This is a genomic window from Pseudomonas segetis, from assembly GCF_900188155.1.
Taxonomy (GTDB): domain Bacteria; phylum Pseudomonadota; class Gammaproteobacteria; order Pseudomonadales; family Pseudomonadaceae; genus Aquipseudomonas; species Aquipseudomonas segetis.
Map to the genome: position 1 here is coordinate 14,978 of NZ_FZOG01000006.1, position 23,867 is coordinate 38,844.

Consider the following 23,867-nt stretch of genomic DNA (forward strand, 5'->3'; position numbering starts at 1 on the left):
ACCCAGCCAGGACTTATTGATCTGAATCTATGGACAGGGTGATGCCAGCTTCATTCGTCAGCCAGCATTTGCAGCCAGCGCACGACCACTGATCCAGCATTTGCTGGAGTAGATTGCGGTCGACACTGCATTCCTGCGAATATATGCGAATAGTTCTCGATGTATTTTCTATTTAGATAACAGAGCAGTTCGCGTGACTTCGGCAAACTCCATTAACCATCAGCAGGTGGGCATGCTTTATCGTGACCACCGGGATTGGTTATTCGGCTGGTTACGCAAAAGCCTCAACTGCAGCCAACGCGCTGAAGACATCAGCCAAGACACTTTTGTGCGCCTGCTCGGGCGCTCAGAGCTGCTCGCACCTAACGAGCCGCGCGCGTTGCTGACCACCATCGCCAAAGGCCTGCTGATCGATCAGCACCGGCGCAACCGCCTCGAACAGGCGTACCTGGCGGAACTGGCCCAGTTGCCAGAACCCTTGCAGCCAGATCCGGAACAACAACAGATAGCGCTCCAGGCCCTGCTTCGGATCGACCAGTTGCTTGGCGAGCTGTCAGCCAACGCCCGTGCGGCGTTTCTGTATAGCCAGATCGACGGCCTCAAACATATGGAAATCGCCGAGAAACTGGGCGTCTCGGTTTCGCGGGTACGCCAATACCTGGCCCAGGCCCTGCGCCAATGCTACATCGCTCGCTACGGCGCGCCGCAATGAATGACATCAGCCGCGCCATACTCGATAGAGCAATCCACTGGCGCCTCAAGCTCAGTTCGGAAGATCACGACCCGGCTCAACACCGGGCGTTTCAAGCATGGCTAAACGCGGCGCCTGAACATGCCCAGGCCTGGGAACGCCTGGAACTGATAGAGCAGGATATCAGCCGTGATGCCTCACCACTGGTGCGGGCGGCACTGATCAAAGACAAGCCATCGGCCAAAACCGGCACGCTCAAGAAGTCGCTGCTCAGTGTTGCGCTGCTCGCGGTGTTGAGTGCTGGCTGGGCCAATCATCAGCGCCCATTGCGCGACTGGCTTGCGGACCAGGTAACGGCAAGCGGTGAACAGCTGCAAGTTCAGCTGGACGACAACAGCATGCTGCGCCTCAACAGTCGCACCTCGGTCGATATCGAGTTCAATGCCAGGGAGCGCCGCCTGGTACTGCACAGCGGTGAGATCCTGGTGGAAACCGCCCATGGCGATACCCGCCCCTTTATTGTCGAGACCGAGCAAGGTCGCCTGCAAGCGCTCGGTACGCGTTTTCTGGTGCGTGAGTCGAACCAAACCACGCGCTTGGTCGTGCTCAAGTCGGCGGTCGCTGCAGAGCCGGCAAAAGGACCGGATCGGCGCGTCATCAGTGCCGGCCAGCAAGTACTGATCACCGAGCAGGGCCTGAGCCAGCCCAGTCCTGCGCCCATGGCTGCGGATGCCTGGGTTCACGGCATGCTGGTGGTTGAGAACCAGCGCCTGGCCGACCTGGTGGCAACCCTCGCCCAATATCGCAGCGGCTATTTGAGCGTAGACCCACAGGTTGCCGACCTGCGCATCAGCGGCAGCTTCCCGTTGAACAACAGCGACCTTGCACTTGCGACCCTGCTGCCGAGCTTGCCGGTTCGCCTCGAACAACACAGTAAATGGTGGGTACGCGTAGTGCCTGCCGAACCAATGCCAGCAACGGCTGAATAAGGCCCTGGAAAAATATTTCACTCAGGCCCTGACACTTTTCGATTCTGCTTCGGCAATTAAGGTAATGAGACATATTACCCTTTGAGAGCAGTTCACAATGCCAATATTCAACGCACGTTTTCGCCCAAGCCTGCTGCTGGCTGCGATCACCTTGAGCAGCGCCGCAACAGTTGCCAAGGCTGAGACCTACCAACTGCCCGCAGCACCGCTGGCCAGCACACTCAACAACATTGCTGCCCAAGCCGGAATCGCCCTGAGCATCGACCCCAAGCTGACGGCAAACAAAATGTCGCAACCGGTACAGGGTGAATACGAGGCAACCCAGGCACTTGAAGCGGCCTTGCAAGGCAGTGGTTTGCAGCTTGAGCGCAACAGCGCCGGCAGTTACAGCCTCAAAGCAGTTTCAGGCGATCTATCCGCCGCGGCACTGCCCGACGCAACGGTCATTGGCACCCAGTTGACCACGGGCAGCGAAGCCGATGGCTACCGCAGTGAGTCCGTGCAAAACGTTGGTGCGCTCGGTGGCCTACCTTTGCGTGACGCGCCTTACTCGATCAACGTGATCAGCAGCGACCTGTTGGAAAATATCCAGGCCACTTCGATGGATGACGTCTACAAACTCAACCCATCGACGCAGTTCACCTCGCCAAACTCGGCAGGTTATGCCAGCTCTGTAAGCATGCGTGGCTTCAGTAGCTCGGGTAACTTGAGCCTGGCCAGCGACGGCCTGCGTTTCAGCAACGGCTATGACAGCGGCAACTTTGTCGAGGAAATGGAACAGCTGGAAATCCTCACCGGCCTCAGCGGTTTCCTCTATGGCCCAGCCAGCCCTGGCGGTTTGGTCAACTACGTACTCAAGCGCCCGACTTACCAGCGCTACAACAGCGTCACCCTCGGCAACGCTGGCGGCGAAAACTATTACCTGCACGGCGATTTCGGTGGCACCATCGATGAAGCCGGAGTGTTTGCATATCGCCTGAATGTCTTGGCCCAAGACGGCGAGACGGCGATAGATATGCAAAAAGACCGTCGTGAGATGGTTTCCCTGGCACTTGACTGGAATGTCAGCGACGACCTGCTGATCCAGTTTGACGCCTCGCACAAGAAAAGCGAAACCCGCGGCCTGACCAGCTACTGGTACTTTGGCGACCAAGCCCTGCGTCCCGATGCCGACAAACTGGACAATGACAAACTCTACAGCCAGCGCTGGGCGTTCTCCGACAGCGAGCACGACCGCATTGGCAGCCGATTTAACTGGCGGCTAAACGACACCTTCACCGTGCGTGGCGCCCTGGGTTACACCCAGTATGAGAACGAATACACCTACACCGGCCCAACGGTCTACAGTGCCAATGTCTACAGCCAGCCGCTGTATGCCTTTGCCCCGGTTGAAACCGAAGAAACCTCGGGCTACCTGTACCTCGACTCGGTATTTAACACCGGCAGCATTGGCCACAAAGTAACCATGGGTTATCAGGGCAATGTGTCCCGTGAGCGCAACTACGAAGACTACATTCCATACCCTGGCCCACAGTACGTCTCGGTGACTCCAGACCTGCCATTCAACCAGCAACCACAGGTCGACAAGCCCAGCTACAGCGTCGGCCATGGCGACCAACGCCTGTCCAGCCGTACCCAGGCTGACAACTGGCTGATTGGTGACATCATCACCTTCAATGAGCAGTGGTCGACCATTCTTGGCTTGACCCACAGCACCATCGAGACCTACAGCAACGACTTCGTTTTTGCTGGCCCTTTTGGCTATGACGAAACAGCCACCACCTACAAAGAAAGCGAAACCACGCCCAATATCTCGCTGATCTACAAGCCCCTGCCTTGGCTGACTACCTATGCCAGCTACATCGAAGGCCTGGAGGCAGGTGGAATTGCGCCCAACACGGCACTCAACGCTGGCCAGGCATTGGCCCCACAAGTCAGTGAGCAATACGAGCTGGGAGTCAAGGCGACCGTAGGCGAAACCCTGCTGACCATGGCCTTGTTCAATATCGAGAAACCCAACAGCTACACCAATAGCCAGGGTATTTACAGTGACGACGGCCAGCAGGAAAACCGTGGGGTTGAATTCGGTATAACCGGCAAGGTTATTCCGCAGTGGACAGTGGTCGGTGGCTTGACCCTGCTTGATCCAAAGGTCAAAGACTCAAGCAATGCCGCCAGCGAAGGCCAGAAACCGACCAACGTCGCCAGCCAGTTCGCCAAGCTCTACAACGAATACGAGCTCAGTGCCCTGCCGGGCGTAGCCTTGACTGGAGGCGCCTACTACACAGGCAAGATCTACACCGACGAAGCCAACAATCACAGCTTGCCCTCGGTGACAACCTTCGATGCAGGTATGCGTTATCGCACGGCAGTGTCCAACGACAGCAACCTGACCCTGCGTGCCAATGTCAGTAACCTGGCAGACAAGGAATACTGGTTGAGCAGCTATTACCTTGGCGCGCCCCGCACCTTGACCTTCTCGGCTCAACTCGAATTCTAAGTCGAGTAGCGGCCAGGCCACTGGCCGCTCATTTTGATGGACCCCGTCATGCGCAGCAACACCATTAAACGCTGGTCACAAATACACACCTGGACCAGCCTGATCTGCACACTCTTTCTGCTGATGCTGGCCCTTACTGGCCTGCCGTTGACTTTTCACCATGAGCTGGAGCATTTGCTCGGCGAGGCGCCCGAATTGCGCCAGATGCCCGTGGACACGCCTCGGCTCAGCTTGCAACAGCTTGTGGATAAAGCAGAAAGCAGCCGCCCCGGCGAAGTAATCCAGTACATTGGCTACGACGAAGATGACAGCAATGGTGTGATCGCCATTACCGCAGCCACGGCGGGCACCGAACCCAATTCCTCGCACACCTTTATGCTCGACGCCCGCACCGGCGAAGCGGTCGCGATGCCTGCGGCCAATGGCGGCGTACTGATGTTTATCCTGCGTCTGCATGTGGACATGTTTGCCGGTTTGCCCGGCAAGCTGTTATTGGCTTTCATGGGCCTGTTGTTTGTCGTCGCCTGCGTTTCCGGCGCAGTGCTGTACGCACCGTTTATGCGCCGGCTCGATTTCGCCACTGTGCGTCATCAAAAGTCCGCCCGCACCCGCTGGCTCGACTTGCACAACCTGATTGGGATAGTGACCCTGACCTGGGCCATTGTGGTCGGCACCACAGGCGTGATCAGCGCTTGCGCCGATATATTGATCAGTGCCTGGCGCAATGATGCGTTGAGCGCCTTGGTCGAGCCTTATCGTGACGCGCCGCCGCTGACCGAGCGCGCATCCGCCAATAACTTGATAGATATCGCCCAACAAGCCACACCGGGCATGAAACCGGATTTCATCGCCTTTCCCGGTACTCGCTTCTCCAGCGAGCATCATTACAGCGTGTTTATGAAGGGGGCAACGCACCTCACTGCGCACCTGTGGACACCCGTGTTGATTGATGCACGCACCCTTGAAGTGACCGCAGTCGCTGAGCGGCCGTGGTACATGGACGCATTGTCGATGTCGCAACCGCTGCACTTTGGTGATTACGGCGGACGTCCCATGCAGATTCTATGGGCGGTGCTTGATGTGCTGACCATTATCGTACTGATCAGCGGCTTGTATTTGTGGTGGGTACGGCGCTACGGCGCTGCTGCTCGGTCAAATAGCAAGGAGGCCAATGCATGAGCTGGAAGCAATCAACCTTCGCCCTGCCATTGGTCATTGGCTTGCTCAGCCTGCTCGGTTTGTTCTGCGCCCTGCTCGGGGATGGCATGTGGGACTGGGTTGCCTGGCTCGGATTGGGCATCCCGGCGCTGCTAGGCTGCTGGCCATTGCTGTTCCGTCCGCGCAAACCGACAACCCGATAGGCATCGGCCAGCCCCAGCTGTCGCCAATACTTCAATTGAACACTGGCAAGCAGAAGCCCAGCCATAAAAAAATCCGACCTCCTTGCAGAGGTCGGATTTTTGTTTCAGCACACCCGCGCTAACGGGCACCTATAGCTTAGTGATCGATTGCAGCACCCGCACCGCGAGGGATACGGATATCTTCGATCAAGTGCTGGATGCGCTCTGGCGGCGCGCTGGTAACAGAAGCCACAGCTACCGCAACTACGAAGTTGAAGATCATGCCCAAGGTACCGATGCCTTCAGGCGAGATACCAAACCACCAGTCAGCAGCGCCAGCGGTAGGGTTGATGAACTTGTAGTAGACGATATAGCTGAAGGTGAATGCCAGGCCCACAACCATGCCGGCAATCGCACCTTCCTTGTTCATCTTCTTGGAGAAAATCCCCATGACGATGGCCGGGAAGAAGGATGCTGCGGCAAGACCGAAGGCAAATGCCACCACCTGTGCCACAAAGGCTGGCGGATAAATCCCGAACAAGCCTGCCACAACCACCGCAACCCCCGCGGCGATACGAGCAGCAAGCAGCTCTTGCTTCTCGGAGATGCTCGGCATGATGTTGCTCTTGAGCAAGTCATGGGAGATCGAGGTCGAGATAACCAGCAGCAAACCAGCGGCAGTCGACAAGGCAGCCGCCAAACCACCGGCTGCAATCAGGGCGATTACCCAACCTGGCAGGTTGGCGATTTCCGGGTTGGCCAGAACCATGATGTCGCGGTCGACGTAAAACTCGGTAGCCGCATCAGTCGGGGCATTGGTCACCTGGCGCTCGCCATGGGCACCGGTTTCAGCCGAAAAGGTTGGCGCGCCGGCAAATGGAGCACCTGGACCGTACTGAATCTTACCGTCGCCATTCTTGTCGAGCCAGGCGATCAGACCGGATTTCTCCCAGTTTTTAACCCACTGTGGTGCATTGCTGTATTCAACACCTGGAATGGTCGTCAGCAGGTTGGTACGCGCAAACGCGGCAACAGCTGGAGCCGTGGTGTACAGAATGGCAATGAACAACAGAGCATAACCGGCCGACTGGCGAGCAGCGCGTACGGTTGGCGTGGTGAAGAAACGTACAATTACGTGCGGCAGGCCCGCAGTACCAACCATCAGCGCCATGGTGATGAAGAACACGTCGATAGTCGACTTGCTTCCATCAGTGTAAACGCCAAAGCCCAGCTCAGTACCCAGACCGTTAAGACGCTCCAGAACCGACTGGCCAGTGCCCGTCACTTCGCTACCAAAGCCCAGTTGTGGGATTGGGTTACCGGTGATCAGCATCGAAATGTAGATCGCTGGCACCATGTAGGCGAAGATCATCACGCAGTATTGCGCCACCTGAGTGTAGGTGATGCCCTTCATGCCGCCAAGAACGGAGTAGAAGAACACGATGCACATGCCGATGATTACACCGGTGTTGATGTCTACTTCCAGATAACGCGAGAAGACGATACCAACGCCGCGCATTTGCCCGGCCACATAGGTGAAGGAAATGAAGATCACGCAGATTACCGCGACCACGCGAGCCGTCTGCGAGTAGTAACGCTCGCCGATAAACTCAGGCACGGTGAATTTGCCGAACTTGCGCAGGTACGGTGCCAGGCACATGGCCAGGAGCACGTAGCCGCCGGTCCAGCCCATCAGGTAAACGCTGCCGTCAAAGCCGGTGAAGGAAATAATCCCCGCCATTGAGATAAACGAAGCCGCGGACATCCAGTCGGCGCCCGTAGCCATGCCGTTGAGAACTGGATGAACGCCTTTACTGGCAACGTAGTATTCACTGGTAGACCCGGCACGGGTCCAGATGGCGATGCCGATGTACAGTGCAAAGGTTGCACCGACAAACAGATAAATCAGAGTTTGGGTATCCATTGTCGGCGCCTCAGTCTTCGTGGACGTCGTGTTTGCGGTCGTACTGATTCATCTTCCAGACGTAGAAGAAAATCATCGCCACAAATACGTAGATGGACCCTTGCTGGGCAAACCAGAATCCCAGTGGGAAACCGAAGAACTGAATGGTATTGAGCTCATCAACGAACAGAATACCGCAGCCGAATGACACCACAAACCAGACCACCAGCAGCGTCAACATCAGCCGCAGGTTGTCTTTCCAATAGGCCTTGGCAGCCTCTTGCTTAGACGCAGACATGTGAGGTTCTCCTCAATTGTTTTTGTTGTTTTGACACCTGCAACTTAGCAGCACAGGGCGTAAGCGCCAGTGAGACTTTGGTCGAGTGCAGCCAGGACATGTGCTGGCCATCACTGTTTATAGGGCATCTAGCGCAGCGGCGCCCCAGTTGCCCTGTGCACCCACGACCAAGGTCGTATACTGCCCGGCGAACAGAAACAAACAGCTAATGTGATCTACCCCTGAAAAAGATTGGAAACCAGCCAATGTCCTGCAAGGAAATGACCCTGTTTTACTCGCCAGCCTCACCCTTCGCACGCAAGGTAATAGTGCTGCTGCACGAGACCCGGCAACTGGACAATGTCGAGCTTTTCGATGTCCAGCTCAGCCCGGTCAGTCCCAGCGGGGATGTCATCGCACGCAACCCATCGGGCAAGATCCCGGCGCTTGAACTGGCCAATGGCGATACCCTGCACGACAGCCGGGTAATCCTTGACTACCTCGACCACCAGCACGGCGGCGAACCGCTCATTCCCCGTGACGGTGCAGCCCGCTGGCAGCGCCTGACCCTGGCCTCACTGGCTGACGCGATACTCGACGCAGCTATTTTGATCCGCTATGAAACCTTTCTGCGCCCCAAAGAGCTGCATTGGCCAACCTGGCTGGACGCCCAGCAGGAAAAAATCGAGCGGGGCCTGGCAGAGTTGGAAACCCAGGCTGCTAGCGACCGACTGCAATGCTTTAATATCGCATCGATCGGCATTGCCTGTGCCTTGGGCTATCTGGACTTTCGCCAGCCGCAACTGGGATGGCGCGCACGTTTTGCCTGCCTGGCGAGCTGGTACGAAGATGTCAGCCAGCGCGAATCCATGCGCAGCACCCAACCACCGGCCTGAACTGGGCCAGCTAGGCCTTGGCTGGGCTGCTCCTCAACCCATCGCTGTCACCCGTGCGCCGGGGTGTCCTGGCCAGCCCCAAGTGCTTGGCAGAAGGCGCGAACAATTGCGCAATCTGCCGAGCCAGCCGGGCCCCACAGCGTGCATCCTCGCGCAAGCCGATATGCCCGCTCACCGGCGATACCAGTAGTAGTAAAAACCACCACCGAGCAACACCGCCAATTGCCCCAGCGCCGCGCAAAGCTGGGCAAAAGACTGAACAGAAGGGTTGCTGGAGGCATTGGCGACCCCGGTCAGGCTACTCAGGAAATCCGCCGGCAAGCTGTTCAAGACCAGCCAGCTCAGTGGCATGCCAGTCGATGTCAGCCCACTGATCAGATCAAAGCGCCTGAAGAACATCAGGCCAATCAGCAGAAACAGGCTGAGAACAGCCCCCAGAAAGCAACACAGCGAAATCCGCATAAAGACTCGCATCTTCGACACTCCATAAGCGGCGCGGCTTGCCCGCGCCGCAACTTGATTAGTTGAGGGACGTTTCGGCAGCGCCCTTACCGACGCCATACCAGTCGAGATTACGGGTTAGCACCATAAAGCCGCCGAGCACCACGAAGACCAGTATCGAGCCCATCAGCAATGCGTAGTCCTCCGCGCTAAGCAAGCCGTAGAGCATGGCGTAGAGCATGCCGAGCAGCAGGCCAAAACCCAGCCCCCGCGCAGCACTGCGCAATACATAGCTGACATAAAAGCTGATCAACGACACGCAGGCACCGGCTGAAACCACATAGGCCAGGGCAAACCCCATGTGCTCGGAAAGCGAAATCAGCAGCAGGTAGAACAGCGCCAGCGACAATCCAACCAATGCATACTGCATCGGGTGCACGGCCATGCGCTTGAGGATTTCAAAGAGGAAGAACACTGCGAACGTCAAGACAATAAACAACAGGGCATATTTGATTGAACGATCAGCCTTGAGATATTGATCGACCGGGTCGACAAAGCTCACCCCCAGGTTGCGTGACGACAAGCCCTGGCACTGGCCACCCGAACGACAGCCCGCCAGGACCTCCTCCATATTGGTGGCGAAGAAACTGGTGTGCCACTTGGCCTTGAACCCCTGGTCTGTCACCGAGCGCTCAGTCGGCAGGTACAGCCCGCTAAAACTTGGATGGGGCCAGTCCGACGAGAGCTCCACCACGCTGTCACGGCCAATAGGGGTCACATGCAGGCTGGCGGTGCCCTGCAGCTTGAGGTCAAAGGCAAAACTCAGGCTCTGCTCACTTGTCGTATCCATGGCCGGTAAAGGCACATGCACCCCGCTCCCCAGCATCGGCTCGCCGCTGCCTGGCTGAAAATTCAGGCGCTGGTTGTTGAGCTCTAACTTGAGGTCGTTATTGATACCGCGGATATCACTGATACCCACGGCCAGAAATGCCGGATCGAAGCTGTAGTCTTCGAGTTTGCCACTGACGCCATAGTGGGCAGGCAAGCTGAACGAACCGCTGACACGATTATCGCTGTGGTACAGGCGCGCCTGGTAGATACCACGGTTGCGCAGTTCAGTGCGCATCGAGCCATTGAGCTTGAACTGCTCGGGCAAAAAGTACATGCGCCCGCGTACTTGCCATTCATCCCAGTAGCGCTCACCGGTTTTCTCGTTGGTTTTCCAGCCACGCTTGGCTTGGGTATAGGGCACGACCAAAATCGGCCCGGTCAGTTGCTGGGCAAAGCTGGAACTGCGGGCAATGTCCTGGACCACCTCATCACGTTGGCTCTGCCGTTCACTGACCAGGTTGCCAATCATCAGCAGCGGAATAATCAACAGCACAATTAACAGGGCTATGGTGCCCAGCTTGAATAACAAAGGTCGGTTCATGGTGCAGCTCTCCATGCATGGGTTGATGGAGAGCACTGTGCGCCGTCGAAATGGTGGCTTTATGGAGCCTTTATGGAGACTCTGTGGAGCTTGTGTGTTGGCCTAGCCTGCAGTCGGGAGCAATATCCTGACCTCGACGCCACCCTCGACATTGGCAATCTGCAATTGGCCGCCATGCAACTCGATGACTTCCTCGACGAAGTTCAAACCCAGCCCGGTACTTTTTCGCCCGGTTTGCGGCCTGGGCAGCGAATAAAAGCGCTCGGTCAGGCGCGCCAGCGCATAGTCGGGAATTGCCTCGCCCTGATTGAAAAAGCGAACCCACACGCCCTGCATGCAAGCTTCGGCCTGAATACGAATCAGCCCATGCTCAGGGACGAATGCCAATGCGTTATCCAGGATGTTGGCCAAGGCCTGGCGCAGCAAAAACCGCTCGCCCAAAAGCACAAGGCCCGGGGCGATATTGAGCTCGACCCTTACCTTGGACTGAGCGATGGCGGCCGCCTGGCCCTCCACCAATGCACCTATCAGCTCAGCCAATGGCAGCTTGGCGCGTTCCTCCAGGGCTTGCATTTGTTCGACCTGCGCCAGGCGCAGCAGGCGTTCGATCAGTTGCTGAAGGCGCGTGCTTTCCTGACTGATATTGGCAATGAAACGCTTTCGCGAAGCATCCGGCAATTCTTCATCGAGCAGTTCAGCGGCACCACGAATCGCCGCCAGCGGGCTTTTCAATTCATGGGTCAGGGTATGCACATAGCGCTCGACATAGGCCTTGCCTTCAAGCTCGGTGCGCATGCGCTCGACCGCCAGGGCCAGCTGGGTCATTTCTCCACCCGGCATGCGTGGCAAGGCTGCCCGCTGCCCTTCACTGACCGCTTGTGCGTATCGCGTCAGTTGGCGCAGCGATGAACTCAACCACCAACTAAGCAGGCCACCGACCAACAAGCCCAAGGCAATCAACCCATAACCCAGCCACGATAATCGCCGCTGCGAGCGCTCGATATAAGGCTGCAAGGTCTGGTTGGGCTTGGCCACGGTCACCACGCCAATAATGCGTTGCCCAACCTTGATGGGCGCTGCCACATACATCACCGAGCTTTCTGGATCATTCGGATCTTCGCGGGTAGAGCGAGCGCCGTATTCACCTCGCAGCGTGCGATAGACATCATTCCAGCGCGAGTAATCCTGGCCAACCGCCTGCCCCGTGGAATCAAGCAAGACAATGCCCTTGGCATCAGTCACATAGATGCGGTGATTGACCTGCGTTTTTTGCACGCCCCAGATATCAGCGTTGGGCGAGCGCACACCGTAGGTTTTCAGCAACTGCGGCCAGTGGCTCTGACTGAGTTTTCCAGCCTGCACATCATCGCGCAGTACCTCGGCCAGCAGGTTGGCGGTATCGACCAGGGTTTCCTCGGTGGACTGGCGCACACCGGGTCGGATCTCGTCCATGACAGTGCTCAGCACGAACCAGCCGGACAAGCCAACAAACAGGAAATACACCAGGAAGATACGAATCGCGATGGGCATCAGCCGTTACCCGGGCATTTTAGGCTGTAGCCCAGGCCACGGTGGGTCTGGATCGGGTCTTGGGTCGCATTCACCAGCCGCAGCTTCGCACGCAGGCTCTTGATATGGCTGTCGATATTGCGCTCATAGCCCGCATCTGCGGCGATGCCCAGGCCATCAAGCAGTTGCTCGCGAGAAAACACGCGCTCTGGTTGCTCAAGCAGCACGCTGAGCAACTTGAACTCATGTCGGGTCAGGCTCAATGACTGCCCAAAGTAATGCACCTGATCGCGCTGGCTGTCCAGCTCAAAGCTCTGATAGCGAAGCAAGGTCGCATTGGGGGTCACCTCACGCGGGGCTACACGTTTCAGAATCGCTTTGACCCGCGCGGCAACCTCGCGAGGACTAAAGGGCTTGACCACATAATCGTCGGCGCCAATTTCCAGGCCCACCACCCGATCAATTTCGCCATCGCGCGCGGTAAGAAAAATCACCGGCACTTCGCAGAAGCGGCGCAACTGCTTGCACACCTCAAAACCACTGATGTCCGGCAGGCCGACGTCCAGGATCAGCAGATCAGGCTCCGCTTGCCGCACGGAATCAAGACAGGCCTGCCCCAATGCCAGCCAGGTGGTGGTGAAACCCTCTGATTGCAGGGCATAGATCAGGGTATCTGCAATGGCGGCTTCATCTTCGACAATCAGAATGTGTGGCATCAGCGTCCTGCATGGTGGCGGTCCCGTCGGGAAGACTGCGACAGGCGCCCGCCAGCGTCAAGCCGACACCAGCCAGGGCCGTGAATAAAGGCCTGGGCAGGCGCCTGGCTTGATGATCAACCCAGGCGGAAACGCCCGGTATTCTGCGCCAGCTCAAGACTGCCCATGCGCAGCTGCTCCGAGGCCTGACTCACCGCTTGTGCGCCATCGAGCAAGGTGCTGGCGTCCTGGTCGACCTGCTGGATATTACCGCTGACTTCATCCGCCGTGGCGGCTTGCTCCTCGGCTGCTGTAGCGATCTGTGCCAGACGGTCGCTCACACGCTGGACCGACTCGACTATACCGCTCAGATCATCACTCATCGCCAGCACACTGCTGACATCGCCCTCGGCCTGGGCTACGGCCTGCTCCATCATTTCAACGGACTCGCCGACCACCTTATGCAAGTCGGCAACGGTTTGCGCAATTTCCGCGGTGGAGTTTTGCGTGCGCTGCGACAGGCTGCGGACCTCGTCGGCAACCACGGCAAAGCCTCGGCCTTGCTCGCCCGCCCGCGCAGCTTCAATTGCCGCATTAAGCGCCAGCAGGTTGGTCTGCTCGGCAATTCCCTTGATCACATCAACCACACGGGTGATCTGCTCGGTTTGCTGCTGCAACTGCTTCAAGGTTGCCGAACTATCCCCCAGGCGAGCACTGAGTTGGCGCATGCTGGAACTGGTGCGCTCACTGCGCTGGTTACTTTGATTGGCCACTTCCTGGGTTTGCACCGCCTCGACTGCAGCCTCCTCGCAGCTTTGGGCGACACTTTGCGCAGTCGCCGCCATTTGCGTGGCAGCAGCGGCAATCTGGCTCATCTGGCCTTGCTGGCGCTCGACGGCCTGCAACGAATTCTGCGCCTGGCGACTCAGCACCTGAACCGTACCGCCCAGGCCTTCGCTTTCATGGTTGACGCCCTGTAGCGAGCCGCGCAGTTGAGTCACGGCGGTATTGAGCGCCAAGGCAATTTGCGCCAGCTCATCCTTGCCGTACACCTGCATCTGCACACGCAAGTCGCCATCACGCAGGCCCTGGGCCGCCGCAATAACCTCATGGGCGCTGCGGCGAATCGACCAGTTAAGGCAAACAAGACCGTAGAGCGCGGCCAGGGTCAGCAGCGCAAATACCAGGACGATATCTAGCATGTGCATTGTTGCGACGTGCTGGTAGGCGTTTTGGCTCTGCTCGAATTGCTCAACTTGTGCCTGCTGCAACGCGAGCAAATGCTGACGCAAGGCTTCGATTCGCTGAATAAACTGTGCGGGCGTCAACTGCATGGGGTTGGCGTCAAACATGTCCCGATCGATCTCTTTCAAGAACAGTTCGATGCCTTGCTCGGCGGCCATAAACGGTGCCTGCAGCTTTTTCATCGAGTCAGGAGCGGTGCGCTCGAGGGTGTTATGCGCCTTGAGCAACTGCGCGCTCGATTCATCGATGCTGCGTCGCAGGTCACGAATCCCGACCCGGCTCTGCAAGGTGAAATGCTCGGAAACCACAGCGCCGTAGCCTCGACTGGCAAAACTGGCGAGGTTTTCAAGCAAGCGCGGCAAGGTAAAGGTCAACTGCTCCATCATCAGGTAGGTGTCGAGATGAGGGTCCAGAATCATTCCGCTGTCGGTGGCGATCTGCTCCCGAAGCGCGGTGAGATGCTGGAGATTCATTTGGTAACGCTCCAAGGCATCAGGTAACGCAATGTTACTCAGCTCAGCGGAACTCAAGCGGCTGCGATCCGCCTGCAGGGTTTGCAACAACTCCTTTGCCTGGCTCGACATTGCGCCGCCCGACAATTGCTCGGACGCCTGCTTCAGCGCTTCATCGAGCTTGGCTTCACGACTGGTCAATAAGCCTTGGGCGGCATCATCGGTGCCTTTCCAGCGCGCCAATAGAGTGCGTTGCTCAAGCACCTCGCGCTGCACCTGCGCCAATGCCTGAATATCGTGGAGGCCTTTGATCTGCTGATCAATCAACCGCTGGCCGGCCTGGTACTCAGACCATATGGCCCACAAGGCGTAGGTCAGCGGCAATATGAACAGGACAGCGAGGATAAGAAACTTACGGGCAAAACTAAAACGCTCGAGCAAACTGACGCCCGGCTTGAGTACTACAGTCATGACGACACCTCAAAACACTTAATGCACGCTCAGTGGCAAGCGTAACAAGCTAAAGTCCAAGCAAGAACTACGCCGATGCCAAGGTGCCACTATCCAGCAAGATGGCCATACCGCTTGGCTAAGACTTATATCGGCAGGAAAGCCATTCTCAATATGCTGTGCGTCGCATAATTTATGCTGCGCTGGGAGCGCTCCGAGGTGATGGTTGCCATCATGTCTTGATAAGCGATGATCTTGCCGAATAATCGCTCGAAACTTAGGTTATAGGGTGGTTTGTCAAAACCATTGGTAAAAAGCAGACGCTCGCCATTGGCGTCCAGGCGATGCTTTAGGCGCCAGACCAGGATTTCAACATTGCGCGCACTGTTGTAAAGCGCCTGCTGGTCCGGCGTATCAAACAGGTAGAAGTCATCAATATAGCCATAGGAGCGGCTAAGCATGCCGCGCAGTCCGGCCATCACGGCATACACGCGATCGCCCTTGAAATGCACATCGAGGGCAACATCCATGGCTGACAATTCACTTTTGCCAAGATAAGCGGTTTGTTGGTCAAGCGGTGTCGCCCACAACTGCTGCTGGCGGGAAAGTATGGTCGCGTTCGGGGTTTTGTGAAGTTCGTCCGGGTTGCGCTCATAGAGCTTGCCCATCAGCACAATCAGGCTCTGGTCGATGGTGCGCCAGTGCATATCGACAACCATGTCGATATCGGTCTTGGCGACTTTATTCAGCTTAAGCGGCCCCCCGCTGCACGCGAGCAGGTTAAGGCAAAATAGGGCGATCACAGCAATATGCAAAAAGCCAGAGCCCATGGGCCTGATACCTGATGCTGCCGACACTAGAACAAAAGCCCGTCCGTGGAGCGTTTTTGTACGCGTTGCTGTTGCACCTGAGTCATCCTTGTAGCGGTCAACAGCTCATTTCGAATGAGCTGTAAGTATTGTTATACCGACAACATAGAACACTCGCCTGCAAGTCTCAAACCCCTGGTGATGCCAATCGGAGGCGGATGACGCTTTTTTCATCCGCCATTGCTGATGCCATGCGTCTGAGCTATTGGCCCATCGGTGTACAGCAGATGGACAAGCTCTGCGTGGTCACAGCCTACAGACTCAACACTCAGGGCGTTCGACGGTGTAACGCTCGGCCGGGTTGATGGCCGCATCCAGCTTGCGAATCGCGCTGGCACCGATCAGCAACGGATAATCAAAGTGAGTCCGGTCAGTCAGGTTCACTTCGACAGTACGCGATTGATGGCCTACGCAAACTTCAAGGTTGACCACCGGGCGCTCTGTGGTCGAAGGGCTGCTGGATGTCACATTAGCGCCCTCCTCTGCACGGTTCTTGATTTCGGTAATGCGCACCAAGGGCTGTTCATACAGGGTGTCGTCGGCGTCCTTGATGGCCAGACGAAAGCGCACCCATTCGCCGCCATCGCGTTTGAATCGCTCAATATCCTTGGCTGACAAAGAGGCGGTCATTGCGCCTGTATCCATCTTGGCCTTCAAGGTTTGGCCAATTTGCGGCAGCGTTACCAGCTCGTAGCGACCGTATGTGTTGAGCTCGGAGGCGTTTTTTTCAGCGGCCATCACCGGCAGGGTCAAAAGAGCAGCTGTTAGCGCGATCACAATCTTCAAACGTCATTTCTCCATGAAAGTCTGGTGCATCTGACTCTGATGACTGAAAGAGGTTCTGCACAATTTGTGAGACTTGATGTCGCACTATTGCTTGGACTGCGTCGGCGCCAACCCTATGATATAGGCGATCCTGCATATCAAGGAGCTGCCATGCGCCGCTTGCTCACTGGCCTGAGCGTCACCCTTCTGCTGCTGTTAAACACGTTGATCCTGATCGGCCCACTGCTGTTGATTGCATTGGGCAAATTCATCCTGCCTGGCAAGCAGCTCAAGGCGAGCTGCTCGCGCGGGGTCATGTGGGTTGCCGAAACCTGGGCTGAAATCAACAAACTGATCTTCGCTTGCCTGCTGCCAACGGTCTGGGATATTCGCGGCAATGCGCAATTGCGCAAGACCACCTCATACCTGGTTATCAGCAACCATCAATCGTGGGTCGATATCCCGGCACTGGTGCAGGTTTTCAACCGGAAAACGCCCTACTTCAAGTTCTTCCTCAAACAGCAACTGATCTGGGTGCCCTTTCTCGGCCTGGCGTTCTGGGCACTGGACTATCCCTTTATGCGGCGCTATTCCAAGGCCTATTTAGCCAAACACCCGGAGCGTCGCGGTGAAGACCTGGAGATAACCAAGCGCGCCTGCGAAAAATTCAAGGACATACCGGTAACAGTGGTCAACTACCTTGAAGGCACACGCTGCACCCCGGCAAAACAGGTGCAACAACAATCGCCTTATCGCTACTTGCTAAAACCCAAGGCCGGCGGCGTGGCATTTGTATTAGCCGCCCTGGGCGAACAGCTCGATGCGGTGCTGGATGTCACTGTGGTTTACCCAAGCGCGCAAATCCCCGGCTTCTGGACCTTGATCAGCGGCCAGGTGCCAAAGGTCATCGTCGATATCCAAACCCTTGAGCTCGACCCCGCGTTGCATCAGGGCGACTACCAGAACGACGAACAATTTCGCCAGCAGGTACAGGCGTGGGTGACGGATATGTGGCAACGCAAAGACGCACGCATTGCGCAGATCCGCAGTGAATTGCAGCTACCCTGAGTCCGCCTGACACACCAAAAAGCTCGCCGTTCGGAACAACGGCGAGCTTGATTTAGACCGCGACCCGTAAATCAGGCAGCGCTAAATGAACGGTGTGGATCGATGACGAATTTCTTCGGTACACCGGCATCAAACTCGCCATAGCCTTGTGGCGCCTGGTCGAGGCTGATCACCTGCACGCCCACCACTTCAGCAATATTGATCCGGTCCCACATGATCGCTTGCATCAACTGGCGGTTGTACTTCATTACTGGTGTTTGCCCGGTATGGAAGCTGTGCGATTTAGCCCAGCCCAGGCCAAAGCGAATGCTCAGGCTACCGATTTTCGCCGCTGCATCCACCGCGCCCGGATCTTCGGTCACATACAAGCCGGGAATACCAATCTTGCCGGCCACCCGCACCACGCCCATCAGCGAGTTCAACACCGTAGCTGGCGCTTCATGCTGCGCGCCGGAATGCCCGTGACCGCGCGCTTCAAAGCCTACGGCATCAACAGCGCAATCGACCTCAGGCTCGCCCAGCAACTCAGCGATTTGTTCGTGCAGCGGCGTGTCTTTCGACAGGTCGGCAATCTCGAACCCCTGGGCCTTGGCATGGGCCAGACGTACAGGATTGACGTCGCCGACAATCACCACAGCGGCGCCCAACAGACGGGCGGATGCAGCCGCAGCCAAGCCCACGGGACCGGCGCCAGCGACATACACCGTGCTGCCCGGGCCAACGCCCGCAGTCACTGCGCCGTGATAACCGGTCGGCAGGATGTCTGAAAGACAGGTCAGGTCGCGAATTTTTTCCATCGCCTTGTCGCGATCAGGCAATTTCAGCAGGTTGAAGTCGGCATATGGCACCAGCACGTAATTTGCCTGGCCACCGGTCCAGTCGCCCATGTCGACATAGCCATAGGCGCCACCGGCACGCGCCGGGTTTACGGTCAGGCAAACGCCGGTGTGCTGCTCTTTACAGCTGCGGCAACGGCCGCAAGCCACGTTGAACGGCACCGAAACCAGATCACCTATCTTCAAGTGCTCAACATCGCGGCCTTTCTCGATCACCTCACCGGTAATCTCATGGCCCAGAACCAGGCCAACCTGCGCCGTGGTACGGCCACGCACCATGTGCTGGTCGGAACCACAGATGTTGGTTGAAATGACTTTGAGGATGACGCCGTGCTCGATCTTCTTGCCGCGCGGATCCTGCATTTTCGGATAGTCGATACTTTGCACCTCGACCTTGCCAGCACCGAGATACACCACACCACGATTATCAGACATCGTTTGCTCTCCTTCTTGTTGTCGTAACAAAAGCGCAGCCAATGGCCGCGCGGCCTTGCACTGGAGCATTTGCAGCGGCTGAAGCATTCACAAAGAGTTTGATCTGAGCGCTAAACCAGAAACTCTAAGGCAGTGTGAAACAGCTGTTTCAGCTTGGGAAAGGCAGGTCGTGCTACAGCACAACCGTGCGATTTGCGTTTAAAAAGACCCTGCGCTCGAGGTGATAACCGATGGCCTTGGCCAAGGTCAGGCATTCGATATCACGCCCCTTGGCGATCAAGTCTTCTGGGTAATGGCTGTGATCGACCGGCTCAACGCCCTGGGCAATGATCGGCCCTTCATCGAGATCGTTATTGATGTAGTGCGCGGTGGCACCGACCAGTTTCACGCCCTTTTGGTAAGCCTGGTGATAAGGTTTTGCGCCCTTGAAACCCGGCAGCAAGGAGTGGTGAATATTGATCGCCCATCCGTCCAGCTTGCGGCACAACTCTGGCGACAGCACTTGCATATAACGGGCAAGCACGACCAGTTCGGCGCCGGTTTCCTCAATGACTTGCAGTACCTTGCGCTCCTGGGACGGCTTGTCATTCGGGTCTAGGGCGAAGTGGTAATAGGGAATCGCATGCCAACGCGCCAGCGGCTCCAGGTCCGGATGATTGGAAATCACCGCGACCACGTCCATGGGCAAATGGCCAATGCGTTGGCGATAGAGCAAGTCATTCAAGCAGTGATCCGACTTGGAAACCATCAGCACCACCTTGGCACGGTAGCCCGGCGGGGTCAGTTCGGTTTGCATCTCGAACATGGCACTGCGCTGATCCAGCTCATCACGAAAAGCCTGCTCGTCAAAGTCGTCCGGCTGGCGAAACTCAATGCGAATAAAGAACCGCGACGACAACCGATCATCAAAGGAGTGATGTTCGGTGACATAGCAGCGCTGCTCGAACAGGAACCGTGTCAACGCATCCACCGTGCCCAGCACGCTTGGGCATTGCGCTGTCAAAATCCAGGTATCCGGGGTTCTGCTCATTACAATCTCCCTGCATTCACACGCGGCATCAGCGCAGCCTCAGGCAACTGCGCCAAGCTTCGATAAACATGGTTATTGGCTGATGTTGAGCCCAAATTCGGCGCTGGCATCCTGCAGCCACAACCAAAAGTAGTCGGAGAAGCTGCGCCGGATCACCAGCTCCCAGGTGTGTTCGCCCGTGTGGCGAATCACCAGTTGCGCCTTGGCAAAATGAGTTGCCACCGCCTTGCCGACCGGGAAGTTGCTCGGGTGTACGTCGTAGGAGGTCGACTTCATCAAGACCTCACGCACCTTGCTACCGCTCAGCTCCAGCAGTGTTTGGCCGCCACTGACATTGACGATCGAGATATGCTGACCGGCCAGCGCCTCGCGCAACTTTTGCTCAACAGCGAACTCTTCGCCACTGGGCACGATCAGCAGCCACTCGTCTGGCGACATCCATTGCAACGAGGTATCGCCGCTGCTCGTCAGGGTCAGTGCGACCGGCAGTTCCATGCCCAATGCACTGTGCACGCCACTGGCAAACGTCGGGTCACTGGCATCGCCGCGCAGGGTCAGGTGCCCCAACAATTTCTTCTCGCGCAGGTTCACACCGGCGTTTCTGGACCCTTTGCCAACCAGTTCGTGCAGGCTGGCATGAAACAGTGGCGACTCCGCTTGAGCCGCATCCGGGCGCTGTTTGTAGACATTGACGTTAGACATTCTGGCGATCCCCTTTGGGGTCATAAAACACGGAGCTGACGATTTCGGCTTCAATTACGCTGCCATCGACCAGCGGCGCGAATACACGCTCACCGATGCGCTGCAGGCCGCCCTTGACCACCGCCATCGCAAAGGAATATCCCAAGGCGGCACTCATGTAGCTTGAAGTGACGTGGCCAACCATGGTCATCGGTATCGACTGGTTCGGGTCGAACACCAATTGCGCACCTTCAGGCAGTACCTGGTCAGGGTTGAGCGGTTTCAAGCCAACCAGTTGCTTGCGCTGCTCACGCACGCAATCTTCACGATTCATGCCGCGCCAGCCAATCCAGGAGAACGGCTTGGTCCGCCCGACACACCAGCCCATGTTGAGATCGTCTGGCGTGACCGAACCATCGGTGTCCTGACCGACGATGATGAACCCCTTCTCGGCACGCAGTACGTGCATGGTTTCAGTGCCGTAAGGCGTCAAGCCATGCTTCTTGCCAGCCTCGATGATCTTCTGCCACACGCCCATGGCGTAGTCGGCCTGGACGTTGACTTCGTAGCTCAGCTCGCCGGTAAAGGAGATCCGGAATACCCGCGCAGGTACACCACCGACTTCACCCTCTTTCCAGGTCATGAAGGGGAACGCCTCTTTGTCGAGGTCGATATCCGTCACTTCAGCCAGCAGCTTGCGACTGTTTGGCCCCGAGAGCGTCATGGTCGCCCAGTGGTCGGTGACCGAGGTGAAGTACACCTTCAGCTCCGGCCATTCGGTCTGGTGGTAAATCTCCAGCCAATCCAGCACGCGCGCGGCACCGCCGGTGGTGGTGGTCATCAGGAAGTGATTGTCCGCCAGGCAGGCCGTAACACCGTCATCGAAGACCATGCCGTCTTCCTTGCACATCAGCCCGTAACGCGCCTTGCCTACATCCAGCTTGGTCCAGGCGTTGGTGTAGACACGATTGAGGAACTCACGCGCATCCGGGCCCTGGATATCAATCTTGCCCAGTGTCGAGGCGTCCAGGATACCGACCGCATTACGCACCGCCAGGCATTCGCGCGCCACCGCAGCATGGAGATCTTCGCCATTCTTCGGAAAGTACCAAGGGCGCTTCCACTGGCCGACATCTTCAAATTCGGCACCGTTGGCGACATGCCAGGCATGCATGGCGGTATAGCGATTAGGCTCGAACAGCGCACCGCAGTGACGCCCTGCCACCGCGCCGAAGGTCACCGGCGTGTAGTTGGGCCGGAACATGGTGGTGCCCATCTGCTCGATACTGATGCCCAGCGAGCGCGCGGCAATGGCCAGGCCGTTGATATTGCCGAGCTTGCCTTGGTCAGTACCAAAACCCAGCGCGGTGTAGCGCTTGACGTGCTCGACCGACTCAAAACCCTCGCGGGTCGCCAGCTCGATACCGGCTGCGGTCACGTCATTCTGGAAGTCCACAAACTGCTTCGGTGCACGGGCGGTTGGCTTGTCGTGCGGCACCTGGAACAGCGCAAGGCTGGCCTCTTCATGGCGCATTTCAGCGCTTGGCAGGGTACCAATAACAGCCTTGAAGCCAGATTCGGAAGCAGCCAGCACACCGGCTTCAAAGCCGTCAGCCAAGGTGTCGCCCAAGGCAAACACACCCTTCACGGCACCTGCGCAAACGCGCTTCTGCAAACCTTCGCCGGGCACGAATGCCAGCAGCTTTTCTTGCCAGACAGGACGCCCACCCAAGTGGGATGCAAGGTGCACGACAGGGCTGTAGCCGCCGGAGCTGACGATCAGGTCGCAATCGAGCACTTCGCCAGGGCTGGTGACCTTGAATGAAGCCACATCGATTGCACAGATACGCGCTCCGGTCACCCGCTTGCTGCCCCGGGCCTCAACCACGGCGCTGCCGGTCAGAATCCGCACACCACGAGCACGCACCTCTTCCACCCAGGCACCACGCGGGTTGGCGCGAACATCCGCCACCGCCACCACCTGCTGGCCAGCATCCAGCCAGTCAAGCACCACGCGGTAGGCATAATCATTGTTGGTCGACAGCACCAGCTTGCGTCCTGGTAGTACGGCGTAGCGACGCACATAGGTCGACACAGCGCCTGCAAGCATATTGCCCGGCACATCATTATTGGCGTAGACCAACGGCCGCTCATGCGCACCGGTTGCCAGCACCACACGCTTGGCGCGCACCCGGTGCATACGCTGACGCACGCTGCCCATTGGCGCCAGCTCACCGAGGTGGTCGGTCATGCGCTGGTGAATGGTCAGGAAGTTGTGGTCGTGGTAACCGTTAACCGTTGAGCGAGGCAGCAAGGTGACTTCAGGCATGCCCTCCAACTCGGCCACAGCCTTGGCCACCCATTTCGCCGCGGGTTCACCTTCGAGTTGCTCGCGGGTGTCGAGCAGGCTGCCGCCAAACTCTTCCTGCTCATCGGCCAGGATCACCCGCGCACCGCTGCGCCCGGCAGCCAATGCAGCAGCCAGGCCCGCCGGGCCTGCACCCACGACCAAGACATCGCAATGCTGGTTGAGGTAGTCGTAGCTGTCCGGATCGACCTCGGTCGGCGCACGCCCCAGACCTGCGGCCTTGCGAATGTATTTTTCGTAGGTCAGCCACAGGTTTTGCGGGTACATGAAGGTTTTGTAGTAGAAACCCGGCGGCATCATCTTGCCACCGACTTTACCGAGAATTCCCATCATGTCGGTATTGACGCTCGGCCAGCCGTTGGTGCTGTTGGCAACCAGCCCCGCATACAAGGCTTGCTGAGTGGCTCGCACGTTGGGGATTTGCGCCGCCTCGGTCGAGCCAATCTGCAGTACCGCGTTAGGCTCTTCGCTCCCGGCTGCAACGATGCCCCGTGGACGCGAATATTTGAAGCTGCGCCCGACAATATCAACACCGTTGGCCAGCAATGCAGCCGCCAACGAGTCGCCGGCAAAGCCCTGGTAGGACTCACCGTTGAAACTGAAGCTCAGTGGCTGGCTACGGTCGACCCGGCCACCACTTGCAAGACGATTGATCTGACTCATGCCGTGACTCCTTCAGCGCTGGCTTTTGCCGCTGCAACACTGGCCTCGGTGACACTCGGTTTCTCACCGATCTTGTAGGTTTCAAGAATTTCGTAGGTCACGGTATGGCGCGTGGCATTGAAGAACTTGCGGCAACCGGCAGAGTGCACCCACAACTCATGGTGGATACCGCGCGGATTGTCGCGAAAAAAGATGTAGTCGCCCCACTCGGCATCGCTGCATGCGCCGGGGTCTTCCGGGCGAGCGATATGGGCCTGGCCGTGAGCATGAAACTCTTCTTCAGAGCGCATCTCTGAGCAATGAGGGCAATAAATATTGAGCATGGTCTTAGG

Annotated in this window: 21 protein-coding genes; 7 read left to right on the forward strand and 14 right to left on the reverse strand. The window is 57.6% G+C overall.

Annotated elements, in window-relative coordinates; translation table 11 throughout:
* Nucleotides 1-232 precede the first annotated feature (232 nt).
* From CHB79_RS17445 to CHB79_RS17465, 5 genes are all read left to right on the forward strand, one after another.
* Nucleotides 233-712, forward strand: coding sequence for a sigma-70 family RNA polymerase sigma factor (locus tag CHB79_RS17445; RefSeq protein WP_425439611.1), 480 nt, complete (start codon nt 233-235; stop codon nt 710-712).
* Complete coding sequence (locus CHB79_RS17450; RefSeq protein ID WP_089360834.1) at nt 709-1,680, forward strand: FecR domain-containing protein; 972 nt, start codon at nt 709-711, stop codon at nt 1,678-1,680. The genes CHB79_RS17445 and CHB79_RS17450 overlap by 4 nt, the downstream gene beginning before the upstream one ends.
* Before the next feature lie 97 nt (nt 1,681-1,777).
* Nucleotides 1,778-4,180, forward strand: a complete 2,403-nt coding sequence (locus tag CHB79_RS17455) for a TonB-dependent receptor (RefSeq protein ID WP_089360835.1) — start codon at nt 1,778-1,780, stop codon at nt 4,178-4,180.
* A gap of 48 nt (nt 4,181-4,228) precedes the next feature.
* Nucleotides 4,229-5,359 carry a PepSY-associated TM helix domain-containing protein gene (locus CHB79_RS17460; RefSeq protein WP_089360836.1) on the forward strand — a complete coding sequence of 377 codons (1,131 nt, stop codon included), beginning with the start codon at nt 4,229-4,231 and terminating at the stop codon, nt 5,357-5,359.
* Entirely contained in the window at nt 5,356-5,541 is a 186-nt protein-coding gene (locus CHB79_RS17465; protein ID WP_010485921.1) for a hypothetical protein, read from the forward strand. The genes CHB79_RS17460 and CHB79_RS17465 overlap by 4 nt, the downstream gene beginning before the upstream one ends.
* Nucleotides 5,542-5,677: 136 nt before the next feature.
* Here CHB79_RS17465 and CHB79_RS17470 read toward each other — a convergent pair whose 3' ends face one another.
* Complete coding sequence (locus CHB79_RS17470; RefSeq protein WP_089360837.1) at nt 5,678-7,444, reverse strand: sodium:solute symporter family protein; 1,767 nt, start codon at nt 7,442-7,444, stop codon at nt 5,678-5,680.
* Nucleotides 7,445-7,454: 10 nt separating this feature from the next.
* The gene (locus CHB79_RS17475) at nt 7,455-7,721 is read right to left on the reverse strand and encodes a DUF4212 domain-containing protein (protein ID WP_010485917.1); all 267 of its coding nucleotides are present in this window, start codon (nt 7,719-7,721) and stop codon (nt 7,455-7,457) included.
* 245 nt (nt 7,722-7,966) lie between these two features.
* Between CHB79_RS17475 and CHB79_RS17480 the strand changes: the two genes are divergently transcribed.
* Complete coding sequence (locus tag CHB79_RS17480) at nt 7,967-8,596, forward strand: glutathione S-transferase family protein (RefSeq protein ID WP_089360838.1); 630 nt, start codon at nt 7,967-7,969, stop codon at nt 8,594-8,596.
* A 171-nt stretch (nt 8,597-8,767) separates the two neighbouring features.
* Here the strand turns inward: CHB79_RS17480 and CHB79_RS17485 are convergent, their stop codons facing one another.
* The 7 genes from CHB79_RS17485 to rloA2 form a co-directional block, all read right to left on the reverse strand.
* A complete protein-coding gene (locus CHB79_RS17485; protein ID WP_089360839.1) occupies nt 8,768-9,070 on the reverse strand; it encodes a hypothetical protein in 303 nt (100 codons plus the stop codon).
* 46 nt (nt 9,071-9,116) lie between these two features.
* Nucleotides 9,117-10,469, reverse strand: coding sequence for a cell envelope integrity protein CreD (gene creD / locus CHB79_RS17490; protein ID WP_089360840.1), 1,353 nt, complete (start codon nt 10,467-10,469; stop codon nt 9,117-9,119).
* Nucleotides 10,470-10,571: 102 nt separating this feature from the next.
* Nucleotides 10,572-11,999 carry a two-component system sensor histidine kinase CreC gene (creC, locus tag CHB79_RS17495; protein ID WP_089360841.1) on the reverse strand — a complete coding sequence of 476 codons (1,428 nt, stop codon included), beginning with the start codon at nt 11,997-11,999 and terminating at the stop codon, nt 10,572-10,574.
* Nucleotides 11,999-12,694, reverse strand: a complete 696-nt coding sequence (gene creB, locus CHB79_RS17500; protein ID WP_010485912.1) for a two-component system response regulator CreB — start codon at nt 12,692-12,694, stop codon at nt 11,999-12,001. Before creB ends, creC begins: the two co-directional genes overlap by 1 nt.
* Before the next feature lie 116 nt (nt 12,695-12,810).
* Entirely contained in the window at nt 12,811-14,841 is a 2,031-nt protein-coding gene (locus tag CHB79_RS17505; protein WP_089360842.1) for a methyl-accepting chemotaxis protein, read from the reverse strand.
* 125 nt (nt 14,842-14,966) lie between these two features.
* A complete protein-coding gene (locus tag CHB79_RS17510) occupies nt 14,967-15,650 on the reverse strand; it encodes a hypothetical protein (protein WP_089360843.1) in 684 nt (227 codons plus the stop codon).
* A gap of 300 nt (nt 15,651-15,950) precedes the next feature.
* A complete protein-coding gene (gene rloA2 / locus CHB79_RS17515; protein WP_010485902.1) occupies nt 15,951-16,475 on the reverse strand; it encodes a retropepsin-like aspartic peptidase RloA2 in 525 nt (174 codons plus the stop codon).
* A 150-nt stretch (nt 16,476-16,625) separates the two neighbouring features.
* Here rloA2 and CHB79_RS17520 point away from each other — a divergent pair, with 150 nt between their 5' ends.
* Nucleotides 16,626-17,522, forward strand: a complete 897-nt coding sequence (locus tag CHB79_RS17520) for an acyltransferase (RefSeq protein WP_010485897.1) — start codon at nt 16,626-16,628, stop codon at nt 17,520-17,522.
* A gap of 71 nt (nt 17,523-17,593) precedes the next feature.
* Here CHB79_RS17520 and fdhA read toward each other — a convergent pair whose 3' ends face one another.
* The 5 genes from fdhA to CHB79_RS17545 all read right to left on the reverse strand — a co-directional run bounded on the left by fdhA (nt 17,594) and on the right by CHB79_RS17545 (nt 23,858).
* Nucleotides 17,594-18,793, reverse strand: a complete 1,200-nt coding sequence (gene fdhA, locus CHB79_RS17525; protein WP_089360844.1) for a formaldehyde dehydrogenase, glutathione-independent — start codon at nt 18,791-18,793, stop codon at nt 17,594-17,596.
* 172 nt (nt 18,794-18,965) lie between these two features.
* Nucleotides 18,966-19,823, reverse strand: coding sequence for a formyltetrahydrofolate deformylase (gene purU, locus CHB79_RS17530; protein WP_010485893.1), 858 nt, complete (start codon nt 19,821-19,823; stop codon nt 18,966-18,968).
* A 72-nt stretch (nt 19,824-19,895) separates the two neighbouring features.
* Nucleotides 19,896-20,525: a sarcosine oxidase subunit gamma gene (locus CHB79_RS17535; protein WP_010485891.1), complete on the reverse strand. Its 630-nt coding sequence runs from the start codon at nt 20,523-20,525 to the stop codon at nt 19,896-19,898.
* Nucleotides 20,518-23,535, reverse strand: coding sequence for a sarcosine oxidase subunit alpha (locus CHB79_RS17540; protein ID WP_089360845.1), 3,018 nt, complete (start codon nt 23,533-23,535; stop codon nt 20,518-20,520). Before CHB79_RS17540 ends, CHB79_RS17535 begins: the two co-directional genes overlap by 8 nt.
* Complete coding sequence (locus CHB79_RS17545) at nt 23,532-23,858, reverse strand: sarcosine oxidase subunit delta (RefSeq protein WP_010485888.1); 327 nt, start codon at nt 23,856-23,858, stop codon at nt 23,532-23,534. Before CHB79_RS17545 ends, CHB79_RS17540 begins: the two co-directional genes overlap by 4 nt.
* Nucleotides 23,859-23,867: the final 9 nt, after the last annotated feature.